The sequence below is a fragment of the Isoptericola sp. NPDC060185 genome (genome assembly GCF_042728595.1).
Taxonomy (GTDB): Bacteria; Actinomycetota; Actinomycetes; order Actinomycetales; family Cellulomonadaceae; genus Isoptericola.
In genome coordinates this window covers 55951-82513 of the sequence record NZ_JBHWYY010000013.1, presented here as the reverse complement: position 1 = coordinate 82513, position 26563 = coordinate 55951, and the positions used below count along the sequence as shown (strand labels likewise).

General features: G+C 72.8%; 21 protein-coding genes and 3 pseudogenes. 17 read left to right on the top strand and 7 right to left on the bottom strand.

The window, feature by feature from the left end; translation table 11 throughout:
- A pseudogene (locus ACFWDO_RS07470) lies at nucleotides 1-335 on the bottom strand (hypothetical protein); the annotation flags it as partial.
- A gap of 153 nt (nucleotides 336-488) precedes the next feature.
- Nucleotides 489-2156 (bottom strand): phage tail sheath family protein, encoded by a 1668-nt coding sequence (locus ACFWDO_RS07465; protein ID WP_380346874.1) that lies wholly within the window; start codon nucleotides 2154-2156, stop codon nucleotides 489-491.
- 226 nt (nucleotides 2157-2382) lie between these two features.
- Between ACFWDO_RS07465 and ACFWDO_RS07460 the strand changes: the two genes are divergently transcribed.
- From ACFWDO_RS07460 to ACFWDO_RS07430, 7 genes are read left to right on the top strand one after another with little or no spacing between them, the layout of a single operon-like run.
- A complete protein-coding gene (locus ACFWDO_RS07460; RefSeq protein WP_380317289.1) occupies nucleotides 2383-2790 on the top strand; it encodes a hypothetical protein in 408 nt (135 codons plus the stop codon).
- Between the two features lie 4 nt (nucleotides 2791-2794).
- Nucleotides 2795-4183, top strand: a complete 1389-nt coding sequence (locus ACFWDO_RS07455) for a hypothetical protein (RefSeq protein WP_380317292.1) — start codon at nucleotides 2795-2797, stop codon at nucleotides 4181-4183.
- Nucleotides 4184-4194: 11 nt separating this feature from the next.
- Nucleotides 4195-5616 (top strand): hypothetical protein, encoded by a 1422-nt coding sequence (locus ACFWDO_RS07450; RefSeq protein WP_380317295.1) that lies wholly within the window; start codon nucleotides 4195-4197, stop codon nucleotides 5614-5616.
- A complete protein-coding gene (locus tag ACFWDO_RS07445; RefSeq protein WP_380317298.1) occupies nucleotides 5613-7082 on the top strand; it encodes a CHAT domain-containing protein in 1470 nt (489 codons plus the stop codon). Before ACFWDO_RS07450 ends, ACFWDO_RS07445 begins: the two co-directional genes overlap by 4 nt.
- Nucleotides 7079-8497, top strand: a complete 1419-nt coding sequence (locus ACFWDO_RS07440; protein WP_380317301.1) for a hypothetical protein — start codon at nucleotides 7079-7081, stop codon at nucleotides 8495-8497. The genes ACFWDO_RS07445 and ACFWDO_RS07440 overlap by 4 nt, the downstream gene beginning before the upstream one ends.
- Entirely contained in the window at nucleotides 8494-9339 is an 846-nt protein-coding gene (locus ACFWDO_RS07435; protein ID WP_380317304.1) for a hypothetical protein, read from the top strand. Before ACFWDO_RS07440 ends, ACFWDO_RS07435 begins: the two co-directional genes overlap by 4 nt.
- A gap of 48 nt (nucleotides 9340-9387) precedes the next feature.
- Nucleotides 9388-10080, top strand: coding sequence for a hypothetical protein (locus ACFWDO_RS07430; protein WP_380317307.1), 693 nt, complete (start codon nucleotides 9388-9390; stop codon nucleotides 10078-10080).
- Between the two features lie 25 nt (nucleotides 10081-10105).
- On the opposite strand, the gene ACFWDO_RS07425 is transcribed toward ACFWDO_RS07430, so the two are convergent.
- From ACFWDO_RS07425 to ACFWDO_RS07415, 3 genes are all read right to left on the bottom strand, one after another.
- Complete coding sequence (locus ACFWDO_RS07425) at nucleotides 10106-10492, bottom strand: SDR family NAD(P)-dependent oxidoreductase (RefSeq protein WP_380317310.1); 387 nt, start codon at nucleotides 10490-10492, stop codon at nucleotides 10106-10108.
- 119 nt (nucleotides 10493-10611) lie between these two features.
- The gene (locus ACFWDO_RS07420) at nucleotides 10612-13032 is read right to left on the bottom strand and encodes a S8 family serine peptidase (protein WP_380321203.1); all 2421 of its coding nucleotides are present in this window, start codon (nucleotides 13030-13032) and stop codon (nucleotides 10612-10614) included.
- Between the two features lie 61 nt (nucleotides 13033-13093).
- Nucleotides 13094-13729 carry a hypothetical protein gene (locus ACFWDO_RS07415; RefSeq protein WP_380321206.1) on the bottom strand — a complete coding sequence of 212 codons (636 nt, stop codon included), beginning with the start codon at nucleotides 13727-13729 and terminating at the stop codon, nucleotides 13094-13096.
- Nucleotides 13730-13849: 120 nt separating this feature from the next.
- On the opposite strand from ACFWDO_RS07415, the pseudogene ACFWDO_RS07410 reads away from it, so the two are divergent.
- Nucleotides 13850-14820 (top strand): annotated as a pseudogene (locus ACFWDO_RS07410) (IS481 family transposase).
- Nucleotides 14821-14830: 10 nt separating this feature from the next.
- Here the strand turns inward: ACFWDO_RS07410 and bsh are convergent.
- Nucleotides 14831-15778 (bottom strand): choloylglycine hydrolase, encoded by a 948-nt coding sequence (gene bsh, locus ACFWDO_RS07405; RefSeq protein ID WP_380321209.1) that lies wholly within the window; start codon nucleotides 15776-15778, stop codon nucleotides 14831-14833.
- Between the two features lie 1031 nt (nucleotides 15779-16809).
- On the opposite strand from bsh, the gene ACFWDO_RS07400 reads away from it, so the two are divergent.
- From ACFWDO_RS07400 to ACFWDO_RS07385, 4 genes are read left to right on the top strand one after another with little or no spacing between them, the layout of a single operon-like run.
- Nucleotides 16810-18222: an extracellular solute-binding protein gene (locus ACFWDO_RS07400; RefSeq protein WP_380321212.1), complete on the top strand. Its 1413-nt coding sequence runs from the start codon at nucleotides 16810-16812 to the stop codon at nucleotides 18220-18222.
- On the top strand, nucleotides 18219-19124 hold the full coding sequence (locus ACFWDO_RS07395; protein WP_380321215.1) for a carbohydrate ABC transporter permease: 906 nt from the start codon (nucleotides 18219-18221) through the stop codon (nucleotides 19122-19124). The genes ACFWDO_RS07400 and ACFWDO_RS07395 overlap by 4 nt, the downstream gene beginning before the upstream one ends.
- Nucleotides 19125-19134: 10 nt before the next feature.
- Nucleotides 19135-20040, top strand: a complete 906-nt coding sequence (locus ACFWDO_RS07390; protein ID WP_380321218.1) for a carbohydrate ABC transporter permease — start codon at nucleotides 19135-19137, stop codon at nucleotides 20038-20040.
- On the top strand, nucleotides 20037-21359 hold the full coding sequence (locus tag ACFWDO_RS07385; RefSeq protein ID WP_380321221.1) for a glycoside hydrolase family 32 protein: 1323 nt from the start codon (nucleotides 20037-20039) through the stop codon (nucleotides 21357-21359). The genes ACFWDO_RS07390 and ACFWDO_RS07385 overlap by 4 nt, the downstream gene beginning before the upstream one ends.
- A 22-nt stretch (nucleotides 21360-21381) precedes the next feature.
- Here the strand turns inward: ACFWDO_RS07385 and ACFWDO_RS07380 are convergent, their stop codons facing one another.
- Entirely contained in the window at nucleotides 21382-22440 is a 1059-nt protein-coding gene (locus ACFWDO_RS07380; RefSeq protein ID WP_380321224.1) for a LacI family DNA-binding transcriptional regulator, read from the bottom strand.
- Between the two features lie 183 nt (nucleotides 22441-22623).
- Here ACFWDO_RS07380 and ACFWDO_RS07375 point away from each other — a divergent pair.
- The 5 genes and pseudogenes from ACFWDO_RS07375 to speB all read left to right on the top strand — a co-directional run.
- Nucleotides 22624-22767, top strand: a pseudogene (locus ACFWDO_RS07375) (isocitrate/isopropylmalate family dehydrogenase); the annotation flags it as partial.
- Nucleotides 22768-22893: 126 nt separating this feature from the next.
- Nucleotides 22894-23493, top strand: a complete 600-nt coding sequence (locus tag ACFWDO_RS07370) for a sugar O-acetyltransferase (RefSeq protein ID WP_380321227.1) — start codon at nucleotides 22894-22896, stop codon at nucleotides 23491-23493.
- The gene (locus ACFWDO_RS07365; protein WP_380321230.1) at nucleotides 23480-24064 is read left to right on the top strand and encodes a TetR/AcrR family transcriptional regulator; all 585 of its coding nucleotides are present in this window, start codon (nucleotides 23480-23482) and stop codon (nucleotides 24062-24064) included. The genes ACFWDO_RS07370 and ACFWDO_RS07365 overlap by 14 nt, the downstream gene beginning before the upstream one ends.
- A gap of 60 nt (nucleotides 24065-24124) precedes the next feature.
- Complete coding sequence (locus ACFWDO_RS07360; protein ID WP_380321233.1) at nucleotides 24125-25381, top strand: MFS transporter; 1257 nt, start codon at nucleotides 24125-24127, stop codon at nucleotides 25379-25381.
- A gap of 89 nt (nucleotides 25382-25470) precedes the next feature.
- Nucleotides 25471-26439: an agmatinase gene (speB, locus tag ACFWDO_RS07355; RefSeq protein WP_380321236.1), complete on the top strand. Its 969-nt coding sequence runs from the start codon at nucleotides 25471-25473 to the stop codon at nucleotides 26437-26439.
- Nucleotides 26440-26563: the final 124 nt, after the last annotated feature.

Genomic DNA, 26563 nt, shown 5'->3' with positions numbered 1-26563 from the left:
CCGTAGGCCAGGCAGATCCGGTAGACGCCGAGTCCGAGGACGATCGCGAAGATCAGCTTCACCACGGTCGCGTACAGCACCAGGTTGTCCACCGAGGGCGCGATGAGATCGATCAGCAGCTGCGGCGGATTCAGCAGCCCGGCTTCCTCGATCGAGTAGTTCCCGGCCATCCAGTGCTCGGGCACCATGACCGGCAGATCACCGTTGCGCAGCCGGTTGCCGAGCATCACCCACAGCGGGACGTACTGGGATTCGGTGTCGTCGGTATAGAAGTGCCGAACGTTGGCCAGGAGAACCGCACCATAGCCCGCGATCACTCCGAGGGAGGTGATCAAGCCCCAGATATAGACGGAACGACGGGACGGGGTTCTACTTTCCACCACGAGGACCAGACCCTACAGGCACACGGCCCGACTGGCACCGTCGCACAGCGGGATCGCTTCCACCGACGTGTCACGCGCCGGTGTTAAAGTGCGCACACTGCTGGGTCAATACCTCCGAAACACCGAAAGTGTCCGCGATGCCGATTCCGTCCGCACCTTTGTCCAGGCCCGACACTGTCGTGGGGGGGGGGGGGCGCCGGGGGGGGGGGGGCGCTCCGCCCCCCCCGCGGCCGTCTTCTGCTGGACCGAGATGATGACGAACTCGGCCGGCTTCAGCGGCGCGAACCCGACCTGGATGTTCACGACGCCGCGGTCGACGTCGAGCTGCGTGGTGGTCTCGGCGTCGCACCGCACGAAGAACGCGTCGCGCGGGCTGGTGCCCTGGAAGGCACCGCGCCGGAACAGGTCCTGCATGAACGCCCCGACGCTGAGCCGGACCTGCGCCCACAAGGGCTCGTCGTTGGGCTCGAAGACGACCCACTGGGTGCCGCGGTACAGGCTCTCCTCGAGGAAGTTCGCCAGCCGACGCACGGGCACGTACTTGTAGTCGTCGCTGAGCACGTCCGACCCGCGCAGCGTCCGCGCCCCCCACACCACCGACCCGGCGTCGCGGAAGGTGCGCAGCGCGTTGACGCCCACGGGGTTGATGCGCCCGTTCGCGTCGTTGGTGAGGTCCTGCTCCAGCCCGACGACCCCCGTGAGGGCCGCCTCCAGGCCGGCGGGCGCCTTCCACACGCCCCGGCCGCCGTCCGTGCGGGCGAAGACGCCGGCGACGGCGCCCCCGGGGGCGAACGTGTCGAGCTGGCCGCCGCGCAGCGGGTCCGCGTGCCGCACCCGCGGGTAGTACAGCGCGGCGTAGCGGGCGTTCTCGCCCGTGACCGCCGCGTCCGTGACGAACGTGCCCACGTCGTCGAGCGCGAGGCCCGGGGGCGGGTCGATCACGAGGAAGGCGCGGCGCCTGCGGGCGAGGTCGGCGGCCACCGGCCAGACGGACGCGTCGAGCTCCCCGGCGGGGGTGGGCGGCGGCACCACGAGGATGTTGACGAGGTCCACGGTCTCCAGCGCCAGGAGCCCGCGGCCGCCGCCCGTGTAGTCGTCCGCGCCGACGGGCCCGCCGTCGGAGCCCTGGTCGGCCGTCGCGACGGTGACCGGCACGAGGGCGCCGTCCGCGTCGACGCCGCTGGCCGCGGGCCGTGTCGTCGGCGCGCTTCCCGTGGCCCGGACCAGGCGCGAGGACGCGAGCAGGTGGGTGACGCGCGCCGGACCGTCCACGACGGTGACGTTGCGGTACACCTCGACCTCGTCGCCCAGGCGCAGGGTGAGGGTGAACAGGTCGTCCGCCTCGACGCCCTGGCCGGCGGCGATGTCGGTCGCGTCGGGGTCCGCGGGGTGCTCGACCGTCGCCTCCAGGCCGTTCGCCCAGGCGCCGGGGCCGATCGCCTCGAGGGTGAGGCCGCCCACCGCGAGCCGGGCCGCCGTCGCCTGCAGGTCGGCGTCGGCGTCGTCCAGGTGCGCCACCCGCACGACGAGGGCCGGGCCGCCGCCGTTGAGGTAGAAGTCCCGGACGGCGTACCCGAGGCCGCTGGTGCGCACGAGGCCGCCGAAGGCGCGCTCGAACTCGGAGAAGTTGCTGATCGGGACCGGCACGTCCACCGGGCCGCGGCGCGCGACCCCGACGAACGCCGTGATCGACGTCGCCACGCCCGTGACGGTGCGGTTCCCGCTGGGTACCTCGGTGACGTACACGCCCGGGTAGCTGGTGGCGATGCTCATGACGGCTCCTTCGACGGTCCAGGCCACTGCGAGCATCGCCCGGGGACGTCAACCGGCCGTCACGGGCCCGTCACGCGGGGCCGCGGGTCCTGCCGCGGCAGGCGCGACGTGCCCGAACGTCTCCGTGACGTCGTGGTGACCGCCCGGTGACGAGCGCCCGCGACGCTGGTCGGGTCGAGGTCCCGGCCTGCCCGGGCCCGTGCCGCACCGCTCCCTGGAGGTCACCATGGTGCAGATCTCGCTCAGCGCCAGCGTCAGCGTCGCCGGCGGGCCGGTGCTGCCGGTGGGCCTCACGCTCGCGCCGGACAGCTACGTGGTCTCCGACGCCGTCCTCGCGCCGCAGGGCCAGGCCGGCGACACCGCGGAGATCCCGCTGGTGCCCGACGACGTCGCCCTCACCCTGCTCGCGGTCGCCGCGACGGAGGCGGCCACGGGCAAGGGGGCGTCCGTCACCGTCGTCCCGGCGCACGACACCACCGACGGCGACCCGGTCGCCGTCGACGGCACGTTCGTCCTCGCCAACGCCGACGTGCTCGGGCGACTCGTGACCGACGGGCCGCAGGTGTTCAAGGTGACGAACGAGGGCACCGTGGCGGCGAGCGTGCGGCTCCTCGCCGCCTTCGAGGAGGTGTGAGGTCGTGGCCGAGAACGTGCCGTGGCAGGTGCGCCAGACCCCCACGGGGCCGGTGCCCGTCTACATCCTCCAGTTCGACTCCGCAGGTCGGCTGACCTCACCGCGCTCCCTGGACGCCCTCGTGCACGACGCGGCCGACGCCACGGACGTCGTGCTCGTCTCCCACGGGTGGAACAACGACTGGGCGGCCGCGACCTCGCGCTACGACCGGTTCTTCGACCGCCTCGACGACGTCGTGCGCTCGCAGGGGCCGCCGCGCGACCGCCCCTACCGGCCCGTGTACGCCGGTGTGCACTGGCCCAGCACCGCGCTGGTCATGCCGTGGGAGCGCGGCCCGGACATCGCCGGGGGCGGCGACGGGCTCGCCGGCGAGCTGGCGCCGGAGCTCGCGGCGCTCGACGACGACCTCGGCCCCGAGCAGAGCGCGGAGCTGCGGGCCGTCCTGGCCGACCCGGGCGCCGGCGAGTCGGGCTGCATGCGTGCCGCGGAGATCCTCGCCTCCCTGCCGCGGGACGGGGACGGGGACGACGACGCGGCCGGCGGCGACACCGCCACCGACACCGACGACGACAACGACAACGACCAGGTGCCCGCCGACGGCGCCGAGCTGCTCGCGCTGTGGGCCGACGCGCGCCGTCGCCTCGCGCCCGCGGCCGTGAAGCCCGGCGGCATCATCGACGAGGGGGCCGGTCAGGTCGCCGCGGGACCGCAGGCGGCCGGTCTCCTCAACCCGCTGGAGCTGCTGCGCGGGGGTGTCCGCCTCGCCACGGTGCGGCAGATGAAGGACCGCGCCGGCCGGGTGGGCAGCGCCGGGGTCGCGGACGCCGTGCGCCGGCTCTCCGACAGCTCCGGAGCCCGGCTGCACCTCGTCGGGCACTCGTACGGGTGCCGGGTGATGCTCTCCGCCGTCGCCCACGGGACGGCCCCGAGCCGCGACGTCGACTCGGTGCTGCTGCTGCAGCCCGCGCTGTCCGCCTGGGCGTTCGCGCCGGACGTCGGTGGGCACCCGGGCGGGTACCGCGTCGCGCTCGACCGGGTGCGCCTCCCGGTCCTCAGCACCTTCTCGGCCCACGACATGCCGCTGACGCGCGTGTTCCACCTCGCGATGCGGCGCGCGTCCGACCTCGGGGAGGCGGAGATCGCAGGCCGGCCGCCGTCACGGTTCGCCGCCCTGGGCGGCTTCGGCCCGCAGGGCCTCGGCGCCGAGGCCACCACGCTCGCGCCGATGCCCGACGTCGGCGGTCGCTACCCCTTCGGCGCCGGGTACGCGGGACCGCCGCACGAGATCGTCGGCGTGGACGGCACCTGGTGCATCCCGGGCCACGGCGAGGTCGAGTCGGTCCAGACGGCATGGGCGCTGCTGAGCCAGGTCCGTGCCCCGGCGGGTGCATGAGGAGGCCGGCGATGGCGATGGCGCTGCGGTCGGAGATCGGCCTGCCGACGCTCCGGATCCACCTCGACCACGACGCGTCCCACGCGCTGTTCTCCGTCGTGCGCGGCCGAGAACGCCTGCTCGAGGTGGCGCGCTGCCCCCTCGGCGAGCTCGGCCTGCCGCCGTCCGTCGCCGGCCGGGTGGACGACGCGTCCCTCACCGTGCCGGACGCGGTCCTGGCGCGGCTGCGGACCGCGGTGGCCGACCTCGACGAGTCCCCGATCTCCCCGCACGACGTGCTGTGGCTGGAGATCCCCGTCCCGCGCGGCCAGCTGCACGTGCTGCCGTGGGAACGCCTGCTCGCCCCGCTGGGCCGGCCCGTGTTCCGCCTGCCGTTCCACCCGGTGCGCGCCGAGCGTCCCGGACCGCACCTCGACGTCGCGCTCTGCTGCAGCCTGCCGCCGGGCGGGGGCGACGACCCGGCCGCCCTCGTGGCCCGCCTGGCGGGCCAGTACGTGGCCCACACCCCGGGCGTGCGGGTCCACGTCTTCACCGACGCCGGGTGGGCGGCCGCGACGCGGGCCGCCGTCGAGCCGCTCGACGCCGCCGGGGCCGACGTCGACGTGCACGCCCCGCCGGCCTCGGGCGCGGGCCCCCGCGCCCGGCGCCACGGGCCCGTGGTCTCCGCCCCGTGGTTCACGTGGCTGCTCGAGGAGCTGGACGGCCACCGCGTCGACGTCCTGCACCTCGTCGTGCACGGCCACCTCGCGGACGGGCACGGCGCGTTCGCGCTGCGCCCCACCACGACCGGCGAGATCCCCGCCTTCGTCGAGCCCACCGAGCTGGTCGAGGTGCTCACCCGCGTGGGCGCGGTGGCCGTCACGTTCTCGGCTCCGCCGGGCAACCCGAGCACGGCCGGCCTGCGCGAGCTCGCCGACGAGCTCGCCGGCGTGCGACCCGGCCTGACCACCGTGCACGACCTGGCGGCCGACCCCGCCGCGGAGCAGATCGGCGCCGCGCTGCACACGATCTTCGCGCGCCCCGAGCGGCTCGGCCGCACCGTGCCCGCGCTGACGTCCTGGGTGCACCCGCTGTTCGTCGAGCCTCCCGGGACGATCCCGCCGGACGTCGAGCCGGAGCGGCAGAGGTGGACCGCGGAGATGCGGCTGCTGCGCGACGGCCGCTCCGCCTTCCTCCAGGAGTCCACGCGGCGGGCCGCCACCCACGTGGAGCAGGAGGCGTGGGTCGCGTCCGCGGCCCGCAGCATCGAGCAGCTCCAGATGACGTGGCTGCCGGGCGCCGTCGACCGGCCCGTCGACGACGCCGCCACGGCGGCGTTGGAGCGCGTGTCCCAGCTGCTGGAGCACAGCGTGCGGCAGGAGTACCCCGCGAGCGACGACTCCCCGCCCGCCCCAGCCACCGACGCCGCACCGCAGGACGGAGGCCGGCCATGACCCGCGTCGTCTTCCAGATCGTCCCTGCGAACGGCGACCACGGCCTCGTGCCGCACGTGCACCTCGTCGAGCCGGTCGACGACGCGGCCGTGGACGAGCGCTTCACGTGGTCGACCGAGACGGGGGCGTACGCGGCCGACCCGGAGGTGAACGCCCACCTCGGCGCCGAGCTCTACCGCTCCCTCGCCGCCCACAAGGAGCTCGGCACGTCGTTCACCGTGGCGATGCGCAGCACCGACGACCGCGTGCCGGTCTACGCCGACGTCCTGCCCCTCAGCGGCGCGGAAGGGGTGCCCTGGGAGGCGCTGCGTTTCCCGGACGAGGGCCCGTTCCTGGCCTTGGAGCCCAAGTACGCGCTCGCCCGCGTGGTGCGCACCGCGGAGCCGCGCGTACCGCTCTACCCGTTCGAGCCGCCCCTGCGGGTGGTGGCGGTGCTGTCGTGCCTGGGCCTCACCGCCGCGGGCGAGCTGGCGGAGCTGCGCCACGCCGCCCAGGCCGCCGGCCCCGGCCGGGTGAGCCTGCTGGTCGTGCTCGGGGAGGAAGCTCTCGCCGCACCGCTCCTGGCGGAGGTCCAGGCCGGCACCGCGCCCGAGGTCGCGGACGTCAAGCTCGTCCCGCCCGACTTCCACGAGCTGCGCGGCATCGTGCAGGACTTCCGCCCGCACGTGCTGCACCTGTTCTGCCACGGGTCCGCCGACGGCACCGTGCGCCTCGCGCTGAAGAACGACTGGGGCGTCGAGAACCCGGGCACCGGCCTCGTGCTCGACAAGGAGCAGCTGGCCCAGCTGACGCGCGCCAACCGGGGCGGGTTCTGGCTCGTGGTGCTGAACTGCTGCGAGGGTGCCGCGGCGGGCGCGGCCGGCCTGACGTCCATGGCCCGAGAGCTCGTGAGCAAGGGCCGGTCGCACGCCGTCATCGGGATGCGGGAACCGATCCGCGGCGAGCTGGCGCGGCTGCTCACCAGCGGCCTGTACGGCGCGCTGGTCGACGAGCTCGGCGCCCGGATCGACGCCGCCGACGACCAGCCGCGACCGCTGGACTGGGCGGCGCTGACCGTGCTCGCCCGGAACCGCGTGGTCGACGGGCTGGCGCAGGGCACCACGCCCGCGCGGGCGCGCGACGGCCTGCGCGAGTGGACCCTCCCGGCCCTCTACCTGCGCTGGGACGAGTTCCAGCTCCAGGTGGCCCCGCCGCCCGACACGACCGCCGACGTCGCCGCCGGAGAAGCCGCCGACGAGGCGGCCGGCGGACCCGCCGTCGGAGGACCCGCCGGAGCAGCCGTCGCTGGTGCGGTCGACACGACCGACGCCCGCGCGAGCCGGCTCGAGGTCGCGGCCCTGCAGTTCGTGCTCGAGTCGCTGCCGCCGGACCAGGGCGGGACGTTCCGCGGCGAGGCCGCCGCCCGGATCCGGGAGCTCGCCGCGCGGCTGGGCGTGGCCCCCGACGTCCTCGGGGACGCGCCGTGAGCGCCGCGCCGCACGTCGGGCCCGACGTCGGGGTGTCCGTGGACGCGTGGTCGGGCGCCGGCCCGGTCACCGGCGCGTTCGCCGCGGACGTGCGGGCGTGGCTCGGAGGCCCGTTCGCGTTCGCCGAGCGGACGGCGCGGCCCGCGCCCGCGGACCCGTGGGACTGGCGACACCCCGACGTCGGGTGGGGGCTGGTGGCCCGCGAGCCCGAGGGGCGCTCGCAGGCGGACCTCGTCGCCGGCGCGGACCTGCCCGCCGACGTGCACCGCCTGGTGGAGGCCCGGGGCGGGCGCATCTTCCGCTACCGGCCGGGCGGCGCGTACGCGAGCTGGACGCTGATCGACCACGCCGCGGGCACCCAGCCGTTCCTCCCGGCGTCGCCCGCCGGCGCGGACGCCGGCGAGCTGCCCGCGTTCCTGCTGATCTACGGCTCCCCCGCCGAGGTCCCCTGGAGCGTGCAGTACATCCTCAACCCCGTCCGGTACGTCGGGCGGCTCGACCTCGACGGGCCGGCGCTCACCCGCTACGTCGACGCCGTCCTGGACGACTGGCGCGGCTCCGGGGCGCGATGGTCGTCGCCCGTCGTGTGGGCCGTGGACCACCAGCTCGGCGAGATCACCACCCTCATGCGCGACGTCGTCGCCGAGCCGCTCGCGCGGGCGATGGGCGAGGACGCCGAGCTCGCCCCCACGTTCCTCGACGGCCGCGCTGCCCCGGCCACCGTCGACGGGCTCACCGCGGCGCTCGCCGCGCACCGCCCGGCCGTCGTCGTCACCAGCAGCCACGGCCAGACCGGGCCGCTCGGCGACCTGGCCGCGATGGGCGCCGACCTCGGCAAGCCCGTGGACCAGCAGCACGCCCTGCTCGACCCCGACGCCCTGCTGCGGTCGTGGGAGCCCGACGGCGCGATCTGGTTCGCGCAGGCCTGCTGCTCGGCCGGCGCCGACAGCCCCTCGGCCTACGACCGGCTGTTCACCGGCGACCTCGCCGCCACGTTCGCCCGCATCGCCGCGCTGGGCGCGGTGACGTCGCCCCTGCCGCGCGCCCTCCTCGGGGCGGAGAAGCCGCTGCGCGCTTTCGTCGGGCACGTCGAGCCCACCCTCGACTGGACGCTCGCGTTCCCGCCCAACGTGCAGCCGCTGACGTCGCAGCTGCGGGCCGCGCTGTACGAACGACTGTTCCTGGGGCGGCCGATCGGCTATGCGATGGAGCCCTGGTACCGCCCCATCGGCGCGCTGCTGCAGGGCTACCAGGCCGCCGAGCGGGAGAACCAGACCACGTTCGGCGCCGGCGCCCGGGCCAGCCTCGACCTCATGGTCTACAGCCGGGTGACCGCCCACGACCGCGCCAGCACCGTCGTCCTCGGCGATCCGGCCGTCGCCGTCCCGGTGCCTGCGTCAGGCGGCGGCGGGTGAGCTCGAGGCGATCCCCTGAGGCCCGCCCCCGCGACACCCTGGTCATGGCGGGCGGGGTCGCCGTCGGCATCGTCCTCGCCCTGCTCGAACCCGGCGGGCTGAGCACCCTGGCGGACCAGGTCTGGGCCGCGTGGGCGATCGCTGCGTGCACCTCGGCCGGGGTCGTCTGGGCCCTCGGCGCCCGCCGGTGGGCAGCGCTCCCGGCCGACGCCCGGAACGTCCGTCGTGCGTTGACGAGCTGGCCCGCGGCGCTCCTCGGGTGCGCGGTCCTCGTGATGGTCGTGTGGATCGCCCACGACCTGATCACGGGCGGCAACTGGGTCGGCCCCGCCATCACGCTCGTCGCGTACCTCGGCATCGCGCCCACCGCCGGCCTGCTCGATGCGCTGCGCCACGACCCGGCGGACCACGGGAACCCGGCCGGGACCCGGCTCGCGCGACTGATCGACGATCGCCGCGCCGTGCGCGGTGCCGTCGCGGGGGCCGGGGCCGAGATCGCGCTGCTGACGATCGCCCTGGGCGCCCACCTGAACCGGACCGATCCGACGTCCGGGTGGGACCTCCGGGTCCTGGGTGCAGGGATCGCGGGGACCGTGGCGGTCGCGATGGTCGTCGCGCCGACGACAGCGGCGCTCGACCGACGAGGCCGAGGTCTCGCCGATCGCCTCTACCCGCTCGACGGTCTGGAGCGGGCCGACGACATCGCCAGCACGCTCGCTCGGCGCAAGGAGCTCGACCTCGCCACCGGGGCGGACCTGGGCCTCTTCGGCGAGCTCCAGCGCGCCGTCATCGTCCTCACGCCACTGATCGCCGGGGCGACCAGCGCGTGGATCGGATCATGAGCGCCGCCCTGCGGCACGACGGGACGACCCGCCCGCTACGTTCTGGTCATGACCGACACGCTGACCGACGACGCGACCGACGATGCGACCGCCGTCCGGGACCAGGCCCTGGCCACCCTCGGGCTGCCGCAGGCGTGGGCCGAGCCGGGCGGCTACCCGCACTCCCTCGCGCTGTCGGCGATCGACGCCGTCTACTCCCTGCGGGCGCGGCAGGCGGCCGTCGCCACCGTCCTCGACACCTACCGGTCGCTCCGCCGCTCCCAGGGCGCCGACCCGTACCGGGACTCCGGGAGCGACCTCCTGGCCGCCGTGGCGAGCGCGGGCGGCCCCGCGGCAGCTGCCGTCGCGCTGTTCAACAACGCGAAGGCGCCCGGGGTGCGACCGCCGCTGCTGCGGTCGGTGGCCCTCGCCGACGCCGTGGCCGCGCTCGGACGCGTCGGCGTCGACACGGCCACCGACCTGCGCGACGCGTCGCCGAGCACCCTCGCCGCCGCCCGCACCACGTGGGTCTCGGTCCGCGGGAACGGGCCGCTGTCGTGGGAGTACCTGCAGATGAACGTCGGGGCCCAGGGCGCCGGCGACGCCACCGTGCTGCGCTGGGTCACCCGCGCCGTCGGTGCCTCCCGGCCGGTGAGCACGAGGCGCGCCGAGGCGGCGGTGCAGGGCGCGGCCGACCTCCTCGAGGTGCCCCGTCGCGCCCTGCACCACCGCATCTGGTGGGTGGAGTCCGGCCGCGACTGAGCCGTTGGCCCGACCCCGCGCCGGATCACCAGGGCACGACACCGGCCACGGGACCGAAGACGTTGGTCCGGAACGTCTGCTCGAGGACGCGGACGTCGGCGAACCGCGGGCCGTCCGGCGTCGGGGCGACGCTCGCCTCGGGAAGGATCCCGGCGTTGTTGACCAGGACGTCGAGGCGGTCGAAGCGCTCCGCGACCTCGGCGGCGGCAGCCCGCACGCTCGCCGGGTCGTCCACGTCGAGCGTGACCCCCGTGACGTCGAGACCGCGAGCGCGCAGCGTCGCGACCTCCCGGCAGACGGCGTCGGCGTCCCGACCGGCCAGCAGGACGGCCGCCCCGTGCGTGGCGAGCGCCTCGACGACGGCGCGCCCGAGCCCGCGCGTCCCTCCGGTGACCAGTGCGACGGATGTCATGCGTCCTCCTGAAAGTGGGTGGGCCGGCGGTCTCGCCGGCCCACCCACTCTTGCCGCACCGTCGTCCGGGGTCTGGCGACGAACGGACGTCGCACTCGCCCCGCCGTGGCAGGTCCTGCCTATCGACCCTGGTGGGGCAACGACCGGAGGACCGTCAGCGTCACGTCACCACCCTGGTACGACACGCGGAACAGGTGGCCGCCCGCGTTCAGGACCCGCCCCTGCGGCAACGCGTGGAACCTGCCGCGGACCGAATCGCCGCTCATGACCGTCAGCACGGTGCCCGGAGTGAGGCGCCCACGGACGTCCAGCTCGAGCTCGCCGTCGAGGACGAGGTCGCCGCCGGCCCGCACGCTCGTGTGCTCGTCGTCGCCGGAGACGGTGATGGCCACCCGACCCGACCTGCTCACGGTCACGTCACCGCCGACCTCGAGGACGTCGCCGGTGGCGACGTCGGCGTCGCTCACGGACTTCGCCCTCTCGGCCTCCGCGGCGGACAGGCCCGGCTTCAGCACGCCCGAGCCGACCTCGACGCTGCCGGCCACGGCACCGCTGCCGCCGAGAGTGCCGCGCTCGACGTCGACCGAGCCGGCGTGCGTGCCCGCGACGGCGAGCGTGCCTCCGTCGACCGTCGTCCCGCCCCGGTACGTGTCGTCGCCGGTCAGGATCAGCGTCCCGGCGCCGCGCTTGGTCAGCGAGGCCTCGTAGAGGCCGTCGGCGATCTTGTGCCGGATAGAGGCCGCACGAGCGTCCATCCATTCCGTGCGCCACGCGACGGCGTCCGCGTGGCTGATCTTGTCGTACATCTCAGGGTGACCGTTCGTGACGGCCTGGACCGCCGGGTCGTTCAGGAGGCCCTGGACGACGAACGCCTGCTCGTCGAGCGAGCCGTCCGCCTTGAGGACGTTGGGGCCGAACTCCCCGGCGAAGGAGATGCCCTCCTTCTCGTAGCCCGCCAGCCACGCCCGGTCCTCCCGCTCCCGCTCCGTGATCGCCCGCTGGCCGATGTCGTTCGACCAGACGTCCAGCGGCGCCTCGTCCTGGGTGTAGGTCAGGGGGCCGAGGAGCTGGCCCGGTCCCTGGATGCCCTTGGCCAGGTCGGGGATCCCCCAGCCCCACCGGTCGTCCGGCAGCCCGTCGGGCGCGGTCCAGGCGATGGACTCCCCGGTGGGCGACGTCTGCCCCGTGCCGAGGAACCGCGTGCCGTCCGTCATCCTGTTGTTCGCCGTGGTGAGCATGACGTCGCGCACCTGCATGGGGTCCATGTCCGGGAAGCGGGAGAGCAGCACGCCCATCACCCCGGTCGCCACCGGGGTGGCCGGCGAGGTGCCGCTCGAGTTCGAGTAGTTCGTGTCCCCGGCGCTGCTCGTGGTCCGGACGCTGTTCGACGGTGTCGAGACGGACCACCACTTGGCGAGCCCCGCCTCGTTGAACCCGTACTGCTTCGTGTACTCGGGGTTGGCCTCCGTGGGCGCCTGGACCCCGCCGACCGCCACCCACTGCTTCTCCGCGGCGGGGGTGAAGAACGGGTACGCCGGGCGGTAGAACGGGTTGCTCCAGTCGTTGTTGCCCGCCGACCTCACGTTCACGGTGCCGCTGTCCTTGATGGCGTCCCAGATGGCGTCCATGAAGGACTGTCCGGGGTGGTCGGGGTTGTACTGGATCCCGTCCTTCGAGTAGCTCTTCTTGAACAGGAAGTACTGGTACTCGAGGTCCTTCTGGTACTCGTTCGGGAGCACCGTCCTCATCGCCGTGGGGTTGACGCTGTCCTTGCCGCTCACCTGGTAGGCGTGGGCGAGGTTCCCGTCGACACCCAGGTCGTTCCCCAGCCCGTCGTAGCGGGTCCGGTCGATGGTCTGGACGTAGGAGCCCCAGCTGCTGTTGATGACCTCCGCGCCCGCGTCGACCAGCGCCTTGTTCGCCGTCGACCAGTAGACGTAGTCGTGGAAGGGACCGTGGGACTGGCTGTCGGACCCACCCGTCTTGGCCACCGCCATCGTCGACCCGAAGGAGATGCCGTGCTGCTCCTTCCCGTCGCGCAGGCCGGAGGTGACCCCCAGCATGCCGGTCCCGTGCGAGTAGTCGCTCGGGTTCGCCTGGTCGCCGGCCACGGTGAACGGCTCGCCCGCGTGGAACGGGTTCGACGGGTTCAGGCCGCGGTACCCGAACCCGGACGTCCCGTAGACGCCGGTCCCCGTCACCGGCTGGATCAGGGGGGTCTGGAACGCCTTGTGCGTCGTCCGGTAGCCGGAGTCCATCATCCCGAGCGTGACGCCCTGCCCGCAGTACCCCAGGGCGTAGGCGCTGGACGCGTTCACCGCGGCCATCTGCCACGGGGCGTCGATGGCCGTGCCGGGCGACGCCGGGTTGTGGCCGGTGAAGAAGCCGTACTCCGGCGTCTCCCAGCTGGCCCGCGCGGCGTCGACCTCGTCCGGGCTCGCCGCGACGAAGGCGGGGTCCCCCGGATAAGAAAACTGCGCGCAGTCGTCGGATGACGTCTGCGCGCTCGATGGTGAGGCTGCGATGAGGACCAGCGGCAACGAGAGTGCCGGTGCCAGGACGAGGGGGATCGCTCGTCGCGACCTCCGCCTCGGGGCGGTGCTACCAGGACAACGTTCCGAAAGCCGTCTTCCCATTTCTGAACCCTCGATTCTCGAGTGTGAATCGTGCAGACGTCCAGCAAGCATCCAGGACAGTAGCGGTCGTCCGAGGGGCCCTCAAGAACCGGGACTTCCCCGGCGCGTCGACCTCACGGCCCTCCGGCCGGCCCGCCGACCTCATGGACTGACCACCCACGTCGGGTCGCCGAGGCGCGGACGATGGAGACGGTCCGCGCCGTCCACCCGTGACCTTGCGCGGCATCTTCGGCGGGCCGGCGTGGGCGGCAGCGGCCACCGTCGCGGCCTGCACCTGATGCATCTGATCGCGGACGGACGCCACGTAGGAGGCGAGCTCTTGAGCGCTGGACCGGTCCTTGGTCGCGGCCCAGTCGACGGCGGCCCGTCCGACCTCGGCCGTCTCGGCGGGGAACGTCATCCCGCACACCATCGGGCGGGTGCTGACGCTCACGTGCACGGTGCCGCCCGCGTGCCGCACGCCGTCGACCGCGTCCCGGCGCCGGACCTTGGTCTTCGTCGGCCCGACGAACCGCTCCGTCGTCGCGACGAGCAGATCGCCGACCTCGATCGCCGTCGGCACCTCGGCATCGACCTCGAGGCTGAGCACCGCGCGCGGCAAGGCCCGCTGCTCGCCCGGCTAGGTGTACCCGGCCAGGACGTTGGTGCCGTTCTTGTTGGCGTGAGGGAGGACCCCCGGGCTTAGTGGAGATGTCGAAGTCTTCACCACCCGGAGGTCCTCGTGTCCCACGCTAACGCCCGCCTCACCGTCCACGCGGCGGGAAGCTGATCGTCAAACGTCGCCGTGATGGCTGGAAGCAAGCCCACATCGCCGCGGCGATTGGCATCTCACGCAAGACGGTGCGCTACTGGCTGGTCCGGTTCGCCACCGAGGGCGAGGCCGGCCTGGCCGACCGGTCCTCACGCCCGCACCACTGCCCGACCAGAACGCCGACTGAGGTCGAGGCGCAGATCGTCACGGTGCGCACGCGCGAGCGACGCGGACGGGACTGGATCGCGGCCGAGCTCGGCGTGCCGGCCCGGACGGTCTCGCGAGTCCTGGCCCGTCACCACCTGCCGCACCTGGCCGACCTGGACCCGATGACCGGTGAACGCCTGCGCGCCTCCAGGACGACCACGACCCGTTACGAACGCGACCGACCCGGCGAGCTGGTCCACATGGACGTCAAGAAACTCGGCCGCATTCCCGACGGTGGCGGCTGGCGTGCCCACGGCCGCGAGAACCGCGAGAAGACCCGCAGCCGGACGGACAAGATCGGCTACGACTACGTCCACTCCCTGGTGGACGACCACTCCCACCTGGCCTACTCGGAGATCCTGTCCGACGAGAAGGGGCCCACCTGCGCCGCGTTCCTTGAACGCGCGATCGGCTACTTCGCTACCCGCGGCATCACCCGGATCGAACGCCTCATGACGGATAACGCGTGGGCCTACCGCTGGTCACTGCGCCGGGTCTGCGCTGCTCACGACATCCGGCAGAAGTTCATCCGGCCGCACTGCACCTGGCAGAACGGCAAGGTCGAACGCCTCAACCGCACCCTGGCCACCGAGTGGGCCTACCGGCAGGTCTTTACGTCGAACGCCGAACGAGCCGCGGCACTGGCACCCTGGATCGAGTACTACAACACCCGACGTCGCCACCAAGCCCTCGACGGCCTGCCGCCGATCAGCCGCCTGCAACCAACGTCGTGACCGGGTACAGCTAGGCGCGGACGAGCTCCGTGCCATCGGTCGGGTGCTCCGCCATCGCCACGCTGCGGATGGCCGGGTCGTCGTACGTGTTCCAGTAGTAGGTCGCCGTCCGGGACGAGAAGAGCCCGGTGTAGACGGTGACCTCGAACTCCCCCGACCCCATCGCGGCGCACCCGTCGACCATCGCGACCTGCTGCAACGTGTGGAAGGCGCGGCTGACGTTCTCCTCCTCCGTGTCCTTCGTGGGGTAGTGCGCGTTGACGTAGGCCGCGCGGACGAACCGGGACGGGGAGTAGTAGTCGCCGGGGATCCCGTGCATGTACGCCCCCGAGCCGAACGGGCCGAGCCGCGCCCTCCCCAGGGCGACCTCCTGGGGAAACTCCGGCGAGGTGTTGAGGTAGTTGCGCAGGTTCTCGTGGTGCCAGGCGAACCCGGGCTGGTTCGTCAGGACGTCGACGTCGTCGTCGAACACGTGCATGCCGTCGGCCGTGTGCTCCACCACGATCGCGCGCGTGCCGTCGGCGATGATCCAGTGGAGCAGCGAGCTGGGGTACTTGTCGTTGATCGGCCGGTCGACGATCACCACGTCCTGCAGTGCCGCCTCGACCTCCTCCACGCTCGCGAACTGCGAGCACACCCACAGCGGGAGCTCGAACGCCGCCACGTTGACCGCGCCGTCGACCGGTCCGGTGGCGTACCGGGCGTACCCCGGGAAGTTGAGCCCGGCGACCGCCAGCCCGGCGTCGTTCCCGCAGTCGAAGTAGAGCGGCGTGGACTCCTCCACGATGCCCATGCCGATGGTCGCGTGCTTGATGTCGGGGACCGCACCGAACGGCGAGCGTGGCGCGAACCCGGTGGGTGTCATCACCACCTGCTGCCCGTAGCCGCTGGTCCAGTCGAGGTTCCGTGCCAGGTAGACGCTGCCGTGGCCGTCCGAGAACCGGATTCCCGTGCACATGGAGGATCTCCCGTCGTCGTGGGACTCGTCCGCGACGCGCCGGTCGTGCCCCACGCTCGTCGGGTGGCGCCCCGCTCGCTGCCATCGTCACCCGCGGCGCACCCGGTCGCCTGGGCACCCGGCGACTCTGCGCATCGGTGCATCACCGCTCCCGTGCCAAGGATGAGAACGTGGGGTCCGCGACCGAGAAGGTCCGAGACTGGGCGTGGAAACCACGAAAGACCCGGACCCACTCTCGTAGGTCCGGGTCTTTCCGATGTCCTGATACATCACATGGTCGGGCTGACAGGATTTGAACCTGCGACCCCCTGGAGAGATCGGGCCCGGTCCGACCTGGTCCGACTGCACGCTCACATGAGCCGAAAAGTGCCGATGACCTGCATCTTCTTGGTCTTGCAGCCAACCGATCCGGGCCAGCCGGGACCGACTGCGGCCGAGGGTTTCTGGACGGTTTATGGCCTGTCCACCCCTTCCCACCTGAAGGACTCGCGTCGGAGTGGAGTCGTGCTGACTGCACTCAGAGTCTAGGTGAAGTGCCCACGGACGGCACCGACGCGCCCGGCACGCCTCGCCCACCCCCTCGCAGGCTGGACTCAACTGCCGAGGAACCCGCCGCATCCTCGCGGGCCTCTGCTCACGGTCGGGAATGCTGGGTTTTCGAAGCAGCGACTCCGCCGCCCTGACCAGCATCAACGATGCCTCTGGACCTGCCGTAGGCCACCAGTGTGCCAACGATTCGCAACTCGTGGAGCCTGAATCGCAACTGGAGCGATCCTTGCATCGTGCGTGACCGTAGCGTCATCGTACCGATCGACTCACCGATCGCCCCCTGGCAGCTTGGGGCGCAACTCACTCGCGCGGGGTCTGGCCCTGGTGGATTCGCCGACGTTGCACACTCCAACCTGCGCGGCGCCCGCCGCCGACCACGGGTCAGCGGGTTGAGGAGCATCTGATCGCTCTTGACAGAGCGAGCATGCCGGAGCATAGTCCTCACACGTGTGAGGACCTAACACGTGTGAGGAGTGACGACGATGCCACCGCACCACCTGTTCGACCGCGAGCTGACCCGACGATCCGCGATCGGAGTCCTCGGCCTGGCGGGAGCCACGGCCGTCGGCCTGTCCTGGCCACGGCTGACCGGCACCGACATCCCCGGGCGCGGCAGCGACGTCCTGACGGTCGCCATCCTGGGGACCTCGCAGGACGCCGCCTCCCGAGCATCGCTGGTCGCGGCGTTCGCCGAGGAACACCCCGACATCCCCGTGCACATCCAGGCGATCCAGGGCGCGGACTGGGGCGACTTCTTCTCGAAGATCCTCACGATGATCGCGGCCGGCACGCCGCCGGACGTGGTCAACGTGGCGACGGAGGGTGCCCAGCTCTTCGCCTCCCGTCTGGCCGAGCCCCTGGACGACTACGTCACGCGCGACGCCGCCGATCTTCAGGAGTACTTCGACGACGTCCATCCCAGCCTCGTCGAGTCGTTCATGTACGAGGGCAGCCTGTTCCAGCTCCCGGTCGACTTCAACGCGGCCAACATGTACCTGAACTCCTCGGCGCTCGCGGAGGCCGGGTTGGAGCGCCCCGCCCACGACTGGGACCACGAGGACTTCCGCGGCATGCTGCGCGCGATGCGCGACGCACGCGGGGGCGGCTTCGTGCCCTACTTCTGGACCAACCGGCTGTTCGGCGGCCTGGTCCCGTGGCTCTACGTCAACGACACGAGCTTCCTCACGGAGGAGAAGGCCCCCGGCGGCGGCTGGTTCTGGGACAGGTTCTACCCCGACGACGCCGTCGCCCGCGGAGGGGGGTACCGCTGGCTCCACGCCAACGCGGACGACCCGCGCGTCGCCGAGAGCGTCGAGTTCCTGCGCCAGATCGTGGCCGACGACCTCGGGTCCCGGCCCGAGGAGGGCGGCGGCAACGCCCTCGTCGGCCTGTTCGCGAGCGGTCGCATCGGGACCACCCCCGCCGGGGGCTACTGGGTCCAGGGGCTGCACGAGGCGGGGATGGGCGCGGACGACTTCGACGTCCAGTACTTCCCGCGGTGGCGCACCCAGCGGCACCAGTTCGGCTCCGCCGGGTACGCGATCATGAACACCTCTCCGCGCAAGGACGCCGCCTGGGAGTGGATCAAGTTCTGCGCCACACGCCCCGCGATGGAGCTCGCGCTGCCCGGACAGTCGACCACGCCTGCCCGGCGGTCGATGGTGAACGCCGAGCGGTACCGCGACACCGGCCCGGAGCACTGGTCGGTCTTCTACGACACCCTCGACCGGTTCCCGACCACCGGACCCATCCCCGCGCCGCCGCAGCAGGCCGCCGTCGAGACGGCACTCATCAAGAACGTCTCCGCCGCCGTCTCGGGCGGCCCGCAGGGGGTCGCGCCCGCGCTCGCCCAGCTCCAGCGCGACCTGACGACCGCCCTCGGGAGGACCGCATGACCGCCACCGACACGCTCGCCCGCGCCCAGCACCGACGGCAGCGCCGCGTCGCGTTCTGGTTCCTGCTGCCGACCCTGCTCGGCATCGGGATCTTCACGCTGCTGCCGATCGTCGCCTCGGTCGGCCTGGCCTTCTTCCGCTGGGACATCATCACCGCTCCCGAGTTCGTCGGTATCGACAACTTCGCCGGCATCGTGACCGACCCGACCGTCCGCGTGGCGTTCACCAACACGATCGTCTTCGTCGTGGTCGCGGTCGCGCTCCAGATCGCGGTCTCGCTGCTGCTGGCGGTGCTGCTCGCCGGCCGCATGCCCGTGTGGCTGCGCACCTTCTTCCGGTCGACGTTCTTCTTCCCGCTCATCCTGTCCGCCGCGTCGGTGTCGATCGTCATGCGCTACCTCTTCAACGACGACTTCGGCGTCGTGAACTGGCTGCTGTCCCTGGTCGGGATCCCCGGCGTGCCCTGGCTGACGACGGCCCTGGGCGCCCAGGTCGTCATCGTCCTCGTGTACGTGTGGCAGCAGTTCGGCTTCACGTTCCTGCTGTTCGTGGGCGCCCTGTCGGGGATCCCCAAGGAGGTCACCGAGGCAGCGAGCCTCGACGGTGCCACCGGCCTCCGGCTGCTGCGCACGATCACGCTGCCCCTGATCTCGCCGACGATGCTCGTCGCCTGCGTCATGTCGATCATCTCCGCGCTGCAGGTCTTCGACCAGCCCTACGTGCTCACCCGCGGCGGGCCGGGCGACGCCACGCGCACCGCCGTGATGGTCATCTACGAGTCCGCGTTCCGACAGCTCGAGTTCGGGCGCGCGTCCGCCATCGGCGTCGTGCTGATGGCGCTCATCATGGCCGTCACCGCGCTCCAGTTCCGCCTGTCCCGCCGCTTCGTCTTCTACCAGTGAGGAGCGCGTCATGACCACCGCCGCCCCCGCCGGCACGACGCCGGCCACCGCCCCACGGCCCGCGGGCCCCGTGCCACCACGGCGTCGTCGCCGGGCCGCGCCGTCCGCGTCCGCCGTCACGCGCGTCGTGGTGCTCGTCGTCGCCGCCGCGCTCACCCTCGGGCCCGTGATCTGGACGCTCTCGACCTCGCTGCGCGAGCCCGCGGAGTCCTTCACCCTGCCGCCGAAGCTGCTGCCGACCGACCCCGACCTCACGGCGTACGCCGAGGTGTTCCGGACCATCGACATGACCCGCTTGGTGTGGAACAGCGCCCTGGTCACGGGGCTCGTCGCCGTCGGTCAGATGCTCACCGCAGCGCTGGCGGGGTACGCCTTCGCCCGCCTGCAGTTCCGTGGCCGCGGGCTCTGGTTCTCCCTCGTCCTCGCCACGATGATGGTGCCCGTCCAGGTGACGATCGTGCCGGTCTTCATGCTGATCCGGGGGATGCACCTCTCCGACACCCTGCTCGCGCTCATCCTGCCGGCCATCCCCACCGCGTTCGGCACGTTCCTCATGCGCCAGTACTTCCTCGGGCTGCCGCCCGAGCTGGGTGAGGCCGCCGCGCTCGACGGGGCCGGACCGTGGCGCACCTTCCGCTCCGTGTATGCGCCGCTCGCCCTGCCCGGGATGGCGATCGTCGGCATCCTCGCCTTCAACTTCCACTGGAACGAGTTCTTCCGGCCCCTGATCCTCGAGATCAGCGAGGAGAACTTCACGCTGCCGCTCGGCCTCGTGACCCTCCAGGGAAACCTCGGCACCGGAAGCATCTCCGTGGTGCTCGCCGGCGTCGTGCTGTCCATGATCCCCGCCCTCGTCGTGTTCCTTGTCGGGCAGCGCCCGCTGCACGAGGGCCTCACCGCAGGAGCCAGCAAGTGACCCCTCCGGCCACCACCCGACTCGACGCGTTCCCCCGGCTGCACCTGCGCCCCGACCACGGGTGGGTCAACGACCCGAACGGCCTGCTGCGGGCGGCCGACCGGTACCACGTGTTCTTCCAGCACAACCCCGACCGCCCTCGTCACGACGCGATCTGCTGGGGCCACGCCACCTCGACCGACCTGCTGACCTGGGAGCACCAGCCCGTCGCGCTGCGTCCGCGCCCCGGCGGCCCCGACGCGGCCGGCTGCTGGAGCGGCGTCGCGACGGTCGACGACGGCGTACCCACCCTCGTCTACACCGCGGTCGAGAGCACCCCGACGGACTCCGCGGTCGTGCTGGCCCCGGCCGCCGACCCGCGCGACCCGCGGCTGACGGCGTGGCAGCCGGAGACCGTCCCCGTCGAGGGGATGCCGCCGGTCGCCGGGATCGACCAGGTCCGCGACCCGTTCCTGTTCCGTGCCGGCGGGCACCGGTGGGCGGTCCAGGGGGCCGGCCTCGACGACGGGACCCCGCTCGTGCTGGTCTACCTCGCCGACGACCTGCACGCGTGGGAGTACCGAGGCGTCCTCGTCGAGGGTCCGCCCGGGTCGACGGCCGCCGCGCTGGCCGAGGCCGACATCTGGGAGTGTCCGCAGCTGGTGGAGATCGGCGGCCGGTGGGTCCTCGTCGTGTCGCTCTGGCACCGGGACGAGGGGCACACGCTGCGGGGCGTCGCGGCGCTGGTGGGCGACCTCGACATGTCGGAGCTGGCCGGCGGGGTCGAGGGCGACGGCGCGCCGCGCTTCGTCGCCGCCTCGGGCGGGCGCCTCGACACCGGCCCCGACTTCTACGCCCCGCAGGCGCTGGCGGAGCCCGACCGCGTGCTCGTCCTCGGCTGGACCTGGGAGGCGCGCGACCAGGACGAGGTCGACGCCGCCGGGTGGGCCGGCGCCCTGACGTTCCCCCGCGAGCTGTACCTCGACGGCGACCGGGCCGCGTCGCGGCCCGCGACCGAGCTGGCCGGGCTGCGGCGGGAGGTGCTGCACGAGGCACGAGCGGACGACGGCGTCGCCGTCGAGGTGCCGGCGTTCGAGGTCGAGGCGGTCACGGCCGGCCGGGTGCGGCTGGCGCTCGACGGTCCAGCGGGGATCCGGGACGTCTGGACTGGCGACGTCGTGCCGGGCGGGCGGCTGCTCGTCGACGGGAGCGTGGTCGAGGTCTTCGCCGGCCCCGTCCCGCACACGGTGCGTGCGTATCCAGCCGCCGGCGAGCGCTGGACCGTCACCGCCGACACCCCGCTCACCGTCCACCGGCTGGGCCTGCCCGGCACGCCCTGATCGTCGCGGCCGCCCTGGACGCTCACCGGGGCGGCGGCGCGACCGACTCCCGCTCCATGAGCTCGCAGGCCACGAGCACCGCGGTGCCCAGCGCGGCCACGGCGCCGTCCTCCACGGCGTCGAGGAGCAGCCCCATCGCCGTCGCGCCGATCCGGGCGTGCGGCAGCGCCACCGTCGTCAGCGGCGGCACCATCCGCGCCGCGATGCGTTCCTCGTCGTCGTAGCCGACGAGCGTGAGGTCGCGAGGGACGTCGAGACCGAGGGCCGCCGCGGCGAGGGCCACGCCCACGGCCACACGGTCGTTCGCGCACAGGATCGCCGTCGGGCGGTCCGACCGGGCGAGGAGCCGGCTCCCGGCGCGATACCCGTCGTCGATGTCCCAGCCCACGCGCTGCACGCGCGGCTCACCGGCGACGGCGGTGGCGGCGGCTCCGGGCCCGAGGGCGGCGGCGACCTCCTCCTCGAACCCGGCGATGCGCCGCGCCACGGCCGGCACCGGCGGCCGCTCGGGCGGCTCCGCCCCCGCGAGGTAGACCACGTCGCGGTGGCCGGCGTCGAGCACGGCCCGGGTGGCGGCCCGCTGCCCGGCGACCTCGTCGGGCACGACGCCGGCGCCCGCCCCGTCGAAGCAGTTGGCGAGCACGGTGGGCAGGTCGCCCATGCCCGCGGGGAGCGTGGCGGGGCGCATCGACATCGCCGCGTACACGAACGCGTCCACCTGACGCGCCCGCAGCAGGCGCACGGCCTCCGCCTCGCGTTCCGGGTCGTACCCCGTGTCCATGAGAAACACCATGTAGCCCCGCTCGAGCGCGACGTCGCGAGCGCTCTGCACCAGCTTGCCGGCGAACGGCGACGTCGCGATCTCGTCCGCGACCAACCCGATCGTGGCGGACCGACGCAGGCGCAGGCCCACTGCGGTGGCGTTCGGCTGGTACCCGAGCTGCGCGGCGGCATCCCGCACCCGGCGCTGGTTCTCCGCCGAGATGTTCCCGCCCGCGCGCCCGTTCAGCACCAACGAGACCGCACTCCGGGAGACACCCGCGAGGCGCGCCACGTCGAGCGCCGTGACCTGCCGCTGCATCGCCCACCCTCCCGGCATCACACGTGTGATCCTCGACGCGAGCCTACCTAACGACCCGACGCTCCGACGGGGTCACCCTGATGGTCCCAGCTCCTCCGGCTCGCCGTCGACTACCGCCACCGCCACCGCCATTGCAAGCACATCGGCGTCCGCGGCCACGGAGCAGCTGATCGTGGGCCCGGCGACATCCTCCCCGACCTCGGCAGCGCCCTCGCCGGCAGCCTCGGCCCCGGCCTCGGCCTCGGCGCCAACCTCAACCCTGAGCGTCGCTACCCGAGCATGTTCGAGCCGGTGCACGGCTCTGCGCCGGACATCGCCGGACAGGGACACCTCACCATCGACGACGACGCCGTGGCGGGCAGGGAGCACACCCGAGCCGCGGCCGTGTAGGCGAGGTGGACGAGCGCACCCATAATGGGTACGCTCGTACACACTCCTGTTATCGTGGCTGTCATGACGGACTACTTCGCCGGCGATCCGCGCACGAATCGGGAGCGCATGCTCGCCGGAGATCTGTACATCGCCGACGACCCCGACAGCGGCCGGATCGCGCAGCGTGCCGTGCAGCTCGCCGACGCCTACCACCGGGCCGCGGTGGCCGACGAGGCCGCCGCGCGCCCGCTGCTCGAGAGGCTCGTCGGGCACCTCGGGGAGGGCGCGTTCGTGAAGCCCCCGCTGTTCGTGGACTACGGCGAGAACATCTCCATCGGCGCGCGCACGTTCGTCAACTACAACTTGACCGCCCTCGACGTCGCGACGATCACGTTCGGCGAGGACTGCCAGATCGGGCCGAACGTGCAGCTGCTCACCCCCACGCACCCGATCGACCCTCAGCCGCGACGGGACAAGCTCGAGGCCGCACGGCCGATCACCCTCGGCGACAACGTCTGGCTCGGCGGCGGCGTCATCGTCTGCCCCGGCGTGACCATCGGCGACAACTCCGTGGTCGGCGCCGGATCCGTGGTGACCAAGGACATCCCCGCGAACGTCATCGCGGTCGGCAACCCCGCTCGTGTCGTCCGCGGGATCGGCGACGGCGATGCCGTCCGCTGAGCGGCTCTCGGGCACGCGACGCGGCCGCCGCAACGACCCCGAGCGGCGGGACAGGATCATCGACGCCTGCCTCGACGTGATCGCGGAGGCGGGTGTCGCCGGCGCCTCCCACCGCAGGGTGGCCGAGGCCGCAGGGGTCCCCCTGGGCTCGATGACCTACCACTTCGACGGCATCGAGGAGATCCTCCACGAGGCGTTCGCCCGGTTCGCCACCACGGTCAGCGAACGGTTCGAGAGGCGGATGGCCGATGCCACCGACCCCGAGGCGGCCCGTGCGGCGGTCGTCGCGATCATCCGGGACGACGTCTTCGGCAGCGCGCGCGAGCTCGTGCTGACCCACGAGCTGTACACCCTCGCCGCCCGCGACAGCAGCTACCGCCACCTCACGACCGCGTGGATGGCCCGCAGCCGCGCCGCGCTCGAGCAGCACTTCGACCCGGAGACCGCACGGCTGCTGGACGCCCTCGTCGAAGGCCTCACGTTGCACCGCGCCCTCGACGACGAGCCGCACACCTCGGACGAGGTCGAGCGGGCGGTCGCCCGCATCGTCGACGGATCCGAACGGCGATGACAGCCGAGACCTCCGGCGTCTGATCTTCCCCCTCCCCCAGCGAAAGGACTCGTGCGACCGATGCACAGCCCTGAGACCAGATCCGTCCTGCCGACCGACCGCCGTGCGCGAGCCGCCGTCGCCGCATTGTTCCTCACCAACGGCGCGCTCTTCGCGAACCTCCTGCCCCGGTACCCGGAGATCAAGGCGCAGCTCGGCCTGAGCAACGCCGCCTACGGCCTCTCGGTCGCCGCGTTCCCGGTGGGCGCGATCGTCGCCGGTCTCGCCGCCGCGGTGCTCATCCGCCGGTTCGGCTCCGCGACGGTTGCCGTGGTCGGCACCGTCCTCACGAGCCTCGGCCTGCTCGCGGCAGGGCTTGCGCCGTCGCTGGCGCTCTTCGTGCTCGGACTGTTCGTCGGCGGAGGCATGGACGCCATCACCGACGTCGCGCAGAACGCGCACGGCCTGCGCGTGCAACGCCGCTACGGACGCTCCATCATCAACTCCTTTCACGCCGTGTGGTCCATCGGCGCGGTCCTCGGCGGCTCGATGGCCGCCGCCGCCATCGCGATGGAGCTCCCGATCGGCGTGCACCTGACGATCTCCGCGATCCTGTTCTCCGCGGTGTCCCTCACCGCGCTGCGCTTCTGCCTGCCCGGGAAGGACGACGACGGGGACGAGGAATCGATCGCCGACGTCGACGAGGCCCGCACCGCCCTGCGCCGCGGCGTCAGCCCGCGCACCGTCTTCGTGCTCGTCGCGCTCGTCGTCATCGCGATGACCGGAACCATCGTCGAAGACGCCGGAAACTCCTGGGCCACGCTCTACCTCACCTCGCTCGACGCCCCCGCGGCGATGGCCGCGCTCGGGTTCATCGCCCTCGTCGGAGCCCAGTTCGTCGGCCGGCTCATCGGCGACCGCCTCGTCGACCGGTACGGTCAGCGCGCGGTCGCCCGCACCGGCGGCCTCGTCGCCGCGGTCGGCATGGGTCTCGCCCTCGCGTTCCCGACCGTCCCCGGCACGATCCTCGGCTTCGCCGCCGCCGGCTTCGGCGTCGCCACCCTCGTCCCGGCCGCCATGCACGAAGCCGACGAGCTGCCCGGCCTTCGCCAGGGCACCGGCCTCACGGTCGTGTCCTGGCTCATGCGCCTGGGCTTCCTGCTCTCGCCGACGATCGTCGGCGCGATCGCCGACACGGCCGGCCTCCGTGCCGGACTGCTCGTCGTGCCGATCGCCGGCCTCGCCGTGGTGCTCCTCGCGGGCGTCCTCCAGGGCCGCCCCACGCAGCCGACCCGCACACCCGAGACGGTGGGAGCGCCGGCAGAAGACCTGGTGTGAGCGCCCGGACCCGACCTCCACGGCCGAGGGCGGCGAACCACTCGCCAGAGGACGTCCGACCAGCAACGAACGACGGAGAGGCGGAAGTCATGGGAGAAGATCGCACGATCGTCGGACAGCGTGACGACGGCGACCTCCCTCGGTACGCGGGGATCGCGACGTTCGCGTTGCTCCCGCGGATCGAGGACGTCGAGCACGCCGACATCGCGGTGGTGGGCGTCCCGTTCGATTCGGGAACGAGCTTCCGGCCTGGCGCACGATTCGGCCCTGCGCACATCCGTGAGCACTCGCGCCAGCTCCACCCCTACCATCAGATCCATGACGCGTTCCCGTTCCGGGATCGACAGGTCGTCGATGCCGGTGACGTCGGGGTCGGCCCGTACGGCATCGAGCGGGCCGTCGAGACCATCCATTCGCAGACCCGCCGCATCGCCGCCCGGGGCACGAGGATCCTCGCGCTCGGAGGCGATCACACGATCGCACTGCCGCTTCTTCGAACGGCGGCCGAGGTCCACGGGCCCCTTGCCGTGCTGCACTTCGACGCGCACCTGGACACCTGGGACGTGCTCCACGGGGCGAGCATCTGGCACGGGTCGCCGTTCCGCCGAGCCGCTGAGGAAGGACTCCTCGACCTCGACCACTGCCAGCACGTGGGCATCCGCGGCGGGATCTACGACCCCAGCGAGCTCGACGACGACCGCAGGGCCGGCTTCGACATCATCCGCAGCGAAGCCTTCCAGGACCGCACGACGCAGAGCATCGCAGCACAGATCCGTGAACGCCTCGGATCCGGACCGGTGTACGTCTCGATCGACATCGACGTTCTCGACCCTTCGCACGCCCCCGGCACCGGCACACCGGAGGTCGCCGGCATCACCACACGAGAGCTCTTCGCGGTGCTCCGCCAGCTTGGCGGGCTCGACATCGTCGGCGGCGACGTCGTCGAAGTGGCCCCCGCGTACGACCACGCCGGCATCACCGGGCTCGCAGCGGCGCACACGGCGTGGGAACTACTGACGCTGATGGGGCTCCCCGAGAGCACTACGAACATTCACTAGCGCACTGGAACTGAGAACTCGGATCTGTGCGACCAGCATCACCACAGGTCAGAGAGTTGCGCCAGATCCCACGGGGCGAAACGAGGAAGGCCCTCCGACCGTCGTTTCCGCTGGTCAGAGGGCC

Bases quoted from the DNA above. Each gene is read 5' to 3' on its own strand.
- ACFWDO_RS07465 (WP_380346874.1), bottom strand. From the start codon at position 2,156: ATGAGCATCGCCACCAGCTACCCGGGCGTGTACGTCACCGAGGTACCC.
- ACFWDO_RS07460 (WP_380317289.1), top strand. From the start codon at position 2,383: ATGGTGCAGATCTCGCTCAGCGCCAGCGTCAGCGTCGCCGGCGGGCCG.
- ACFWDO_RS07450 (WP_380317295.1), top strand. From the start codon at position 4,195: ATGGCGATGGCGCTGCGGTCGGAGATCGGCCTGCCGACGCTCCGGATC.
- ACFWDO_RS07445 (WP_380317298.1), top strand. From the start codon at position 5,613: ATGACCCGCGTCGTCTTCCAGATCGTCCCTGCGAACGGCGACCACGGC.
- ACFWDO_RS07430 (WP_380317307.1), top strand. From the start codon at position 9,388: ATGACCGACACGCTGACCGACGACGCGACCGACGATGCGACCGCCGTC.
- ACFWDO_RS07425 (WP_380317310.1), bottom strand. From the start codon at position 10,492: ATGACATCCGTCGCACTGGTCACCGGAGGGACGCGCGGGCTCGGGCGC.
- bsh (WP_380321209.1), bottom strand. From the start codon at position 15,778: ATGTGCACGGGAATCCGGTTCTCGGACGGCCACGGCAGCGTCTACCTG.
- ACFWDO_RS07400 (WP_380321212.1), top strand. From the start codon at position 16,810: ATGCCACCGCACCACCTGTTCGACCGCGAGCTGACCCGACGATCCGCG.
- ACFWDO_RS07395 (WP_380321215.1), top strand. From the start codon at position 18,219: ATGACCGCCACCGACACGCTCGCCCGCGCCCAGCACCGACGGCAGCGC.
- ACFWDO_RS07390 (WP_380321218.1), top strand. From the start codon at position 19,135: ATGACCACCGCCGCCCCCGCCGGCACGACGCCGGCCACCGCCCCACGG.
- ACFWDO_RS07380 (WP_380321224.1), bottom strand. From the start codon at position 22,440: ATGCAGCGGCAGGTCACGGCGCTCGACGTGGCGCGCCTCGCGGGTGTC.
- ACFWDO_RS07370 (WP_380321227.1), top strand. From the start codon at position 22,894: ATGACGGACTACTTCGCCGGCGATCCGCGCACGAATCGGGAGCGCATG.
- ACFWDO_RS07365 (WP_380321230.1), top strand. From the start codon at position 23,480: ATGCCGTCCGCTGAGCGGCTCTCGGGCACGCGACGCGGCCGCCGCAAC.
- ACFWDO_RS07360 (WP_380321233.1), top strand. From the start codon at position 24,125: ATGCACAGCCCTGAGACCAGATCCGTCCTGCCGACCGACCGCCGTGCG.
- speB (WP_380321236.1), top strand. From the start codon at position 25,471: ATGGGAGAAGATCGCACGATCGTCGGACAGCGTGACGACGGCGACCTC.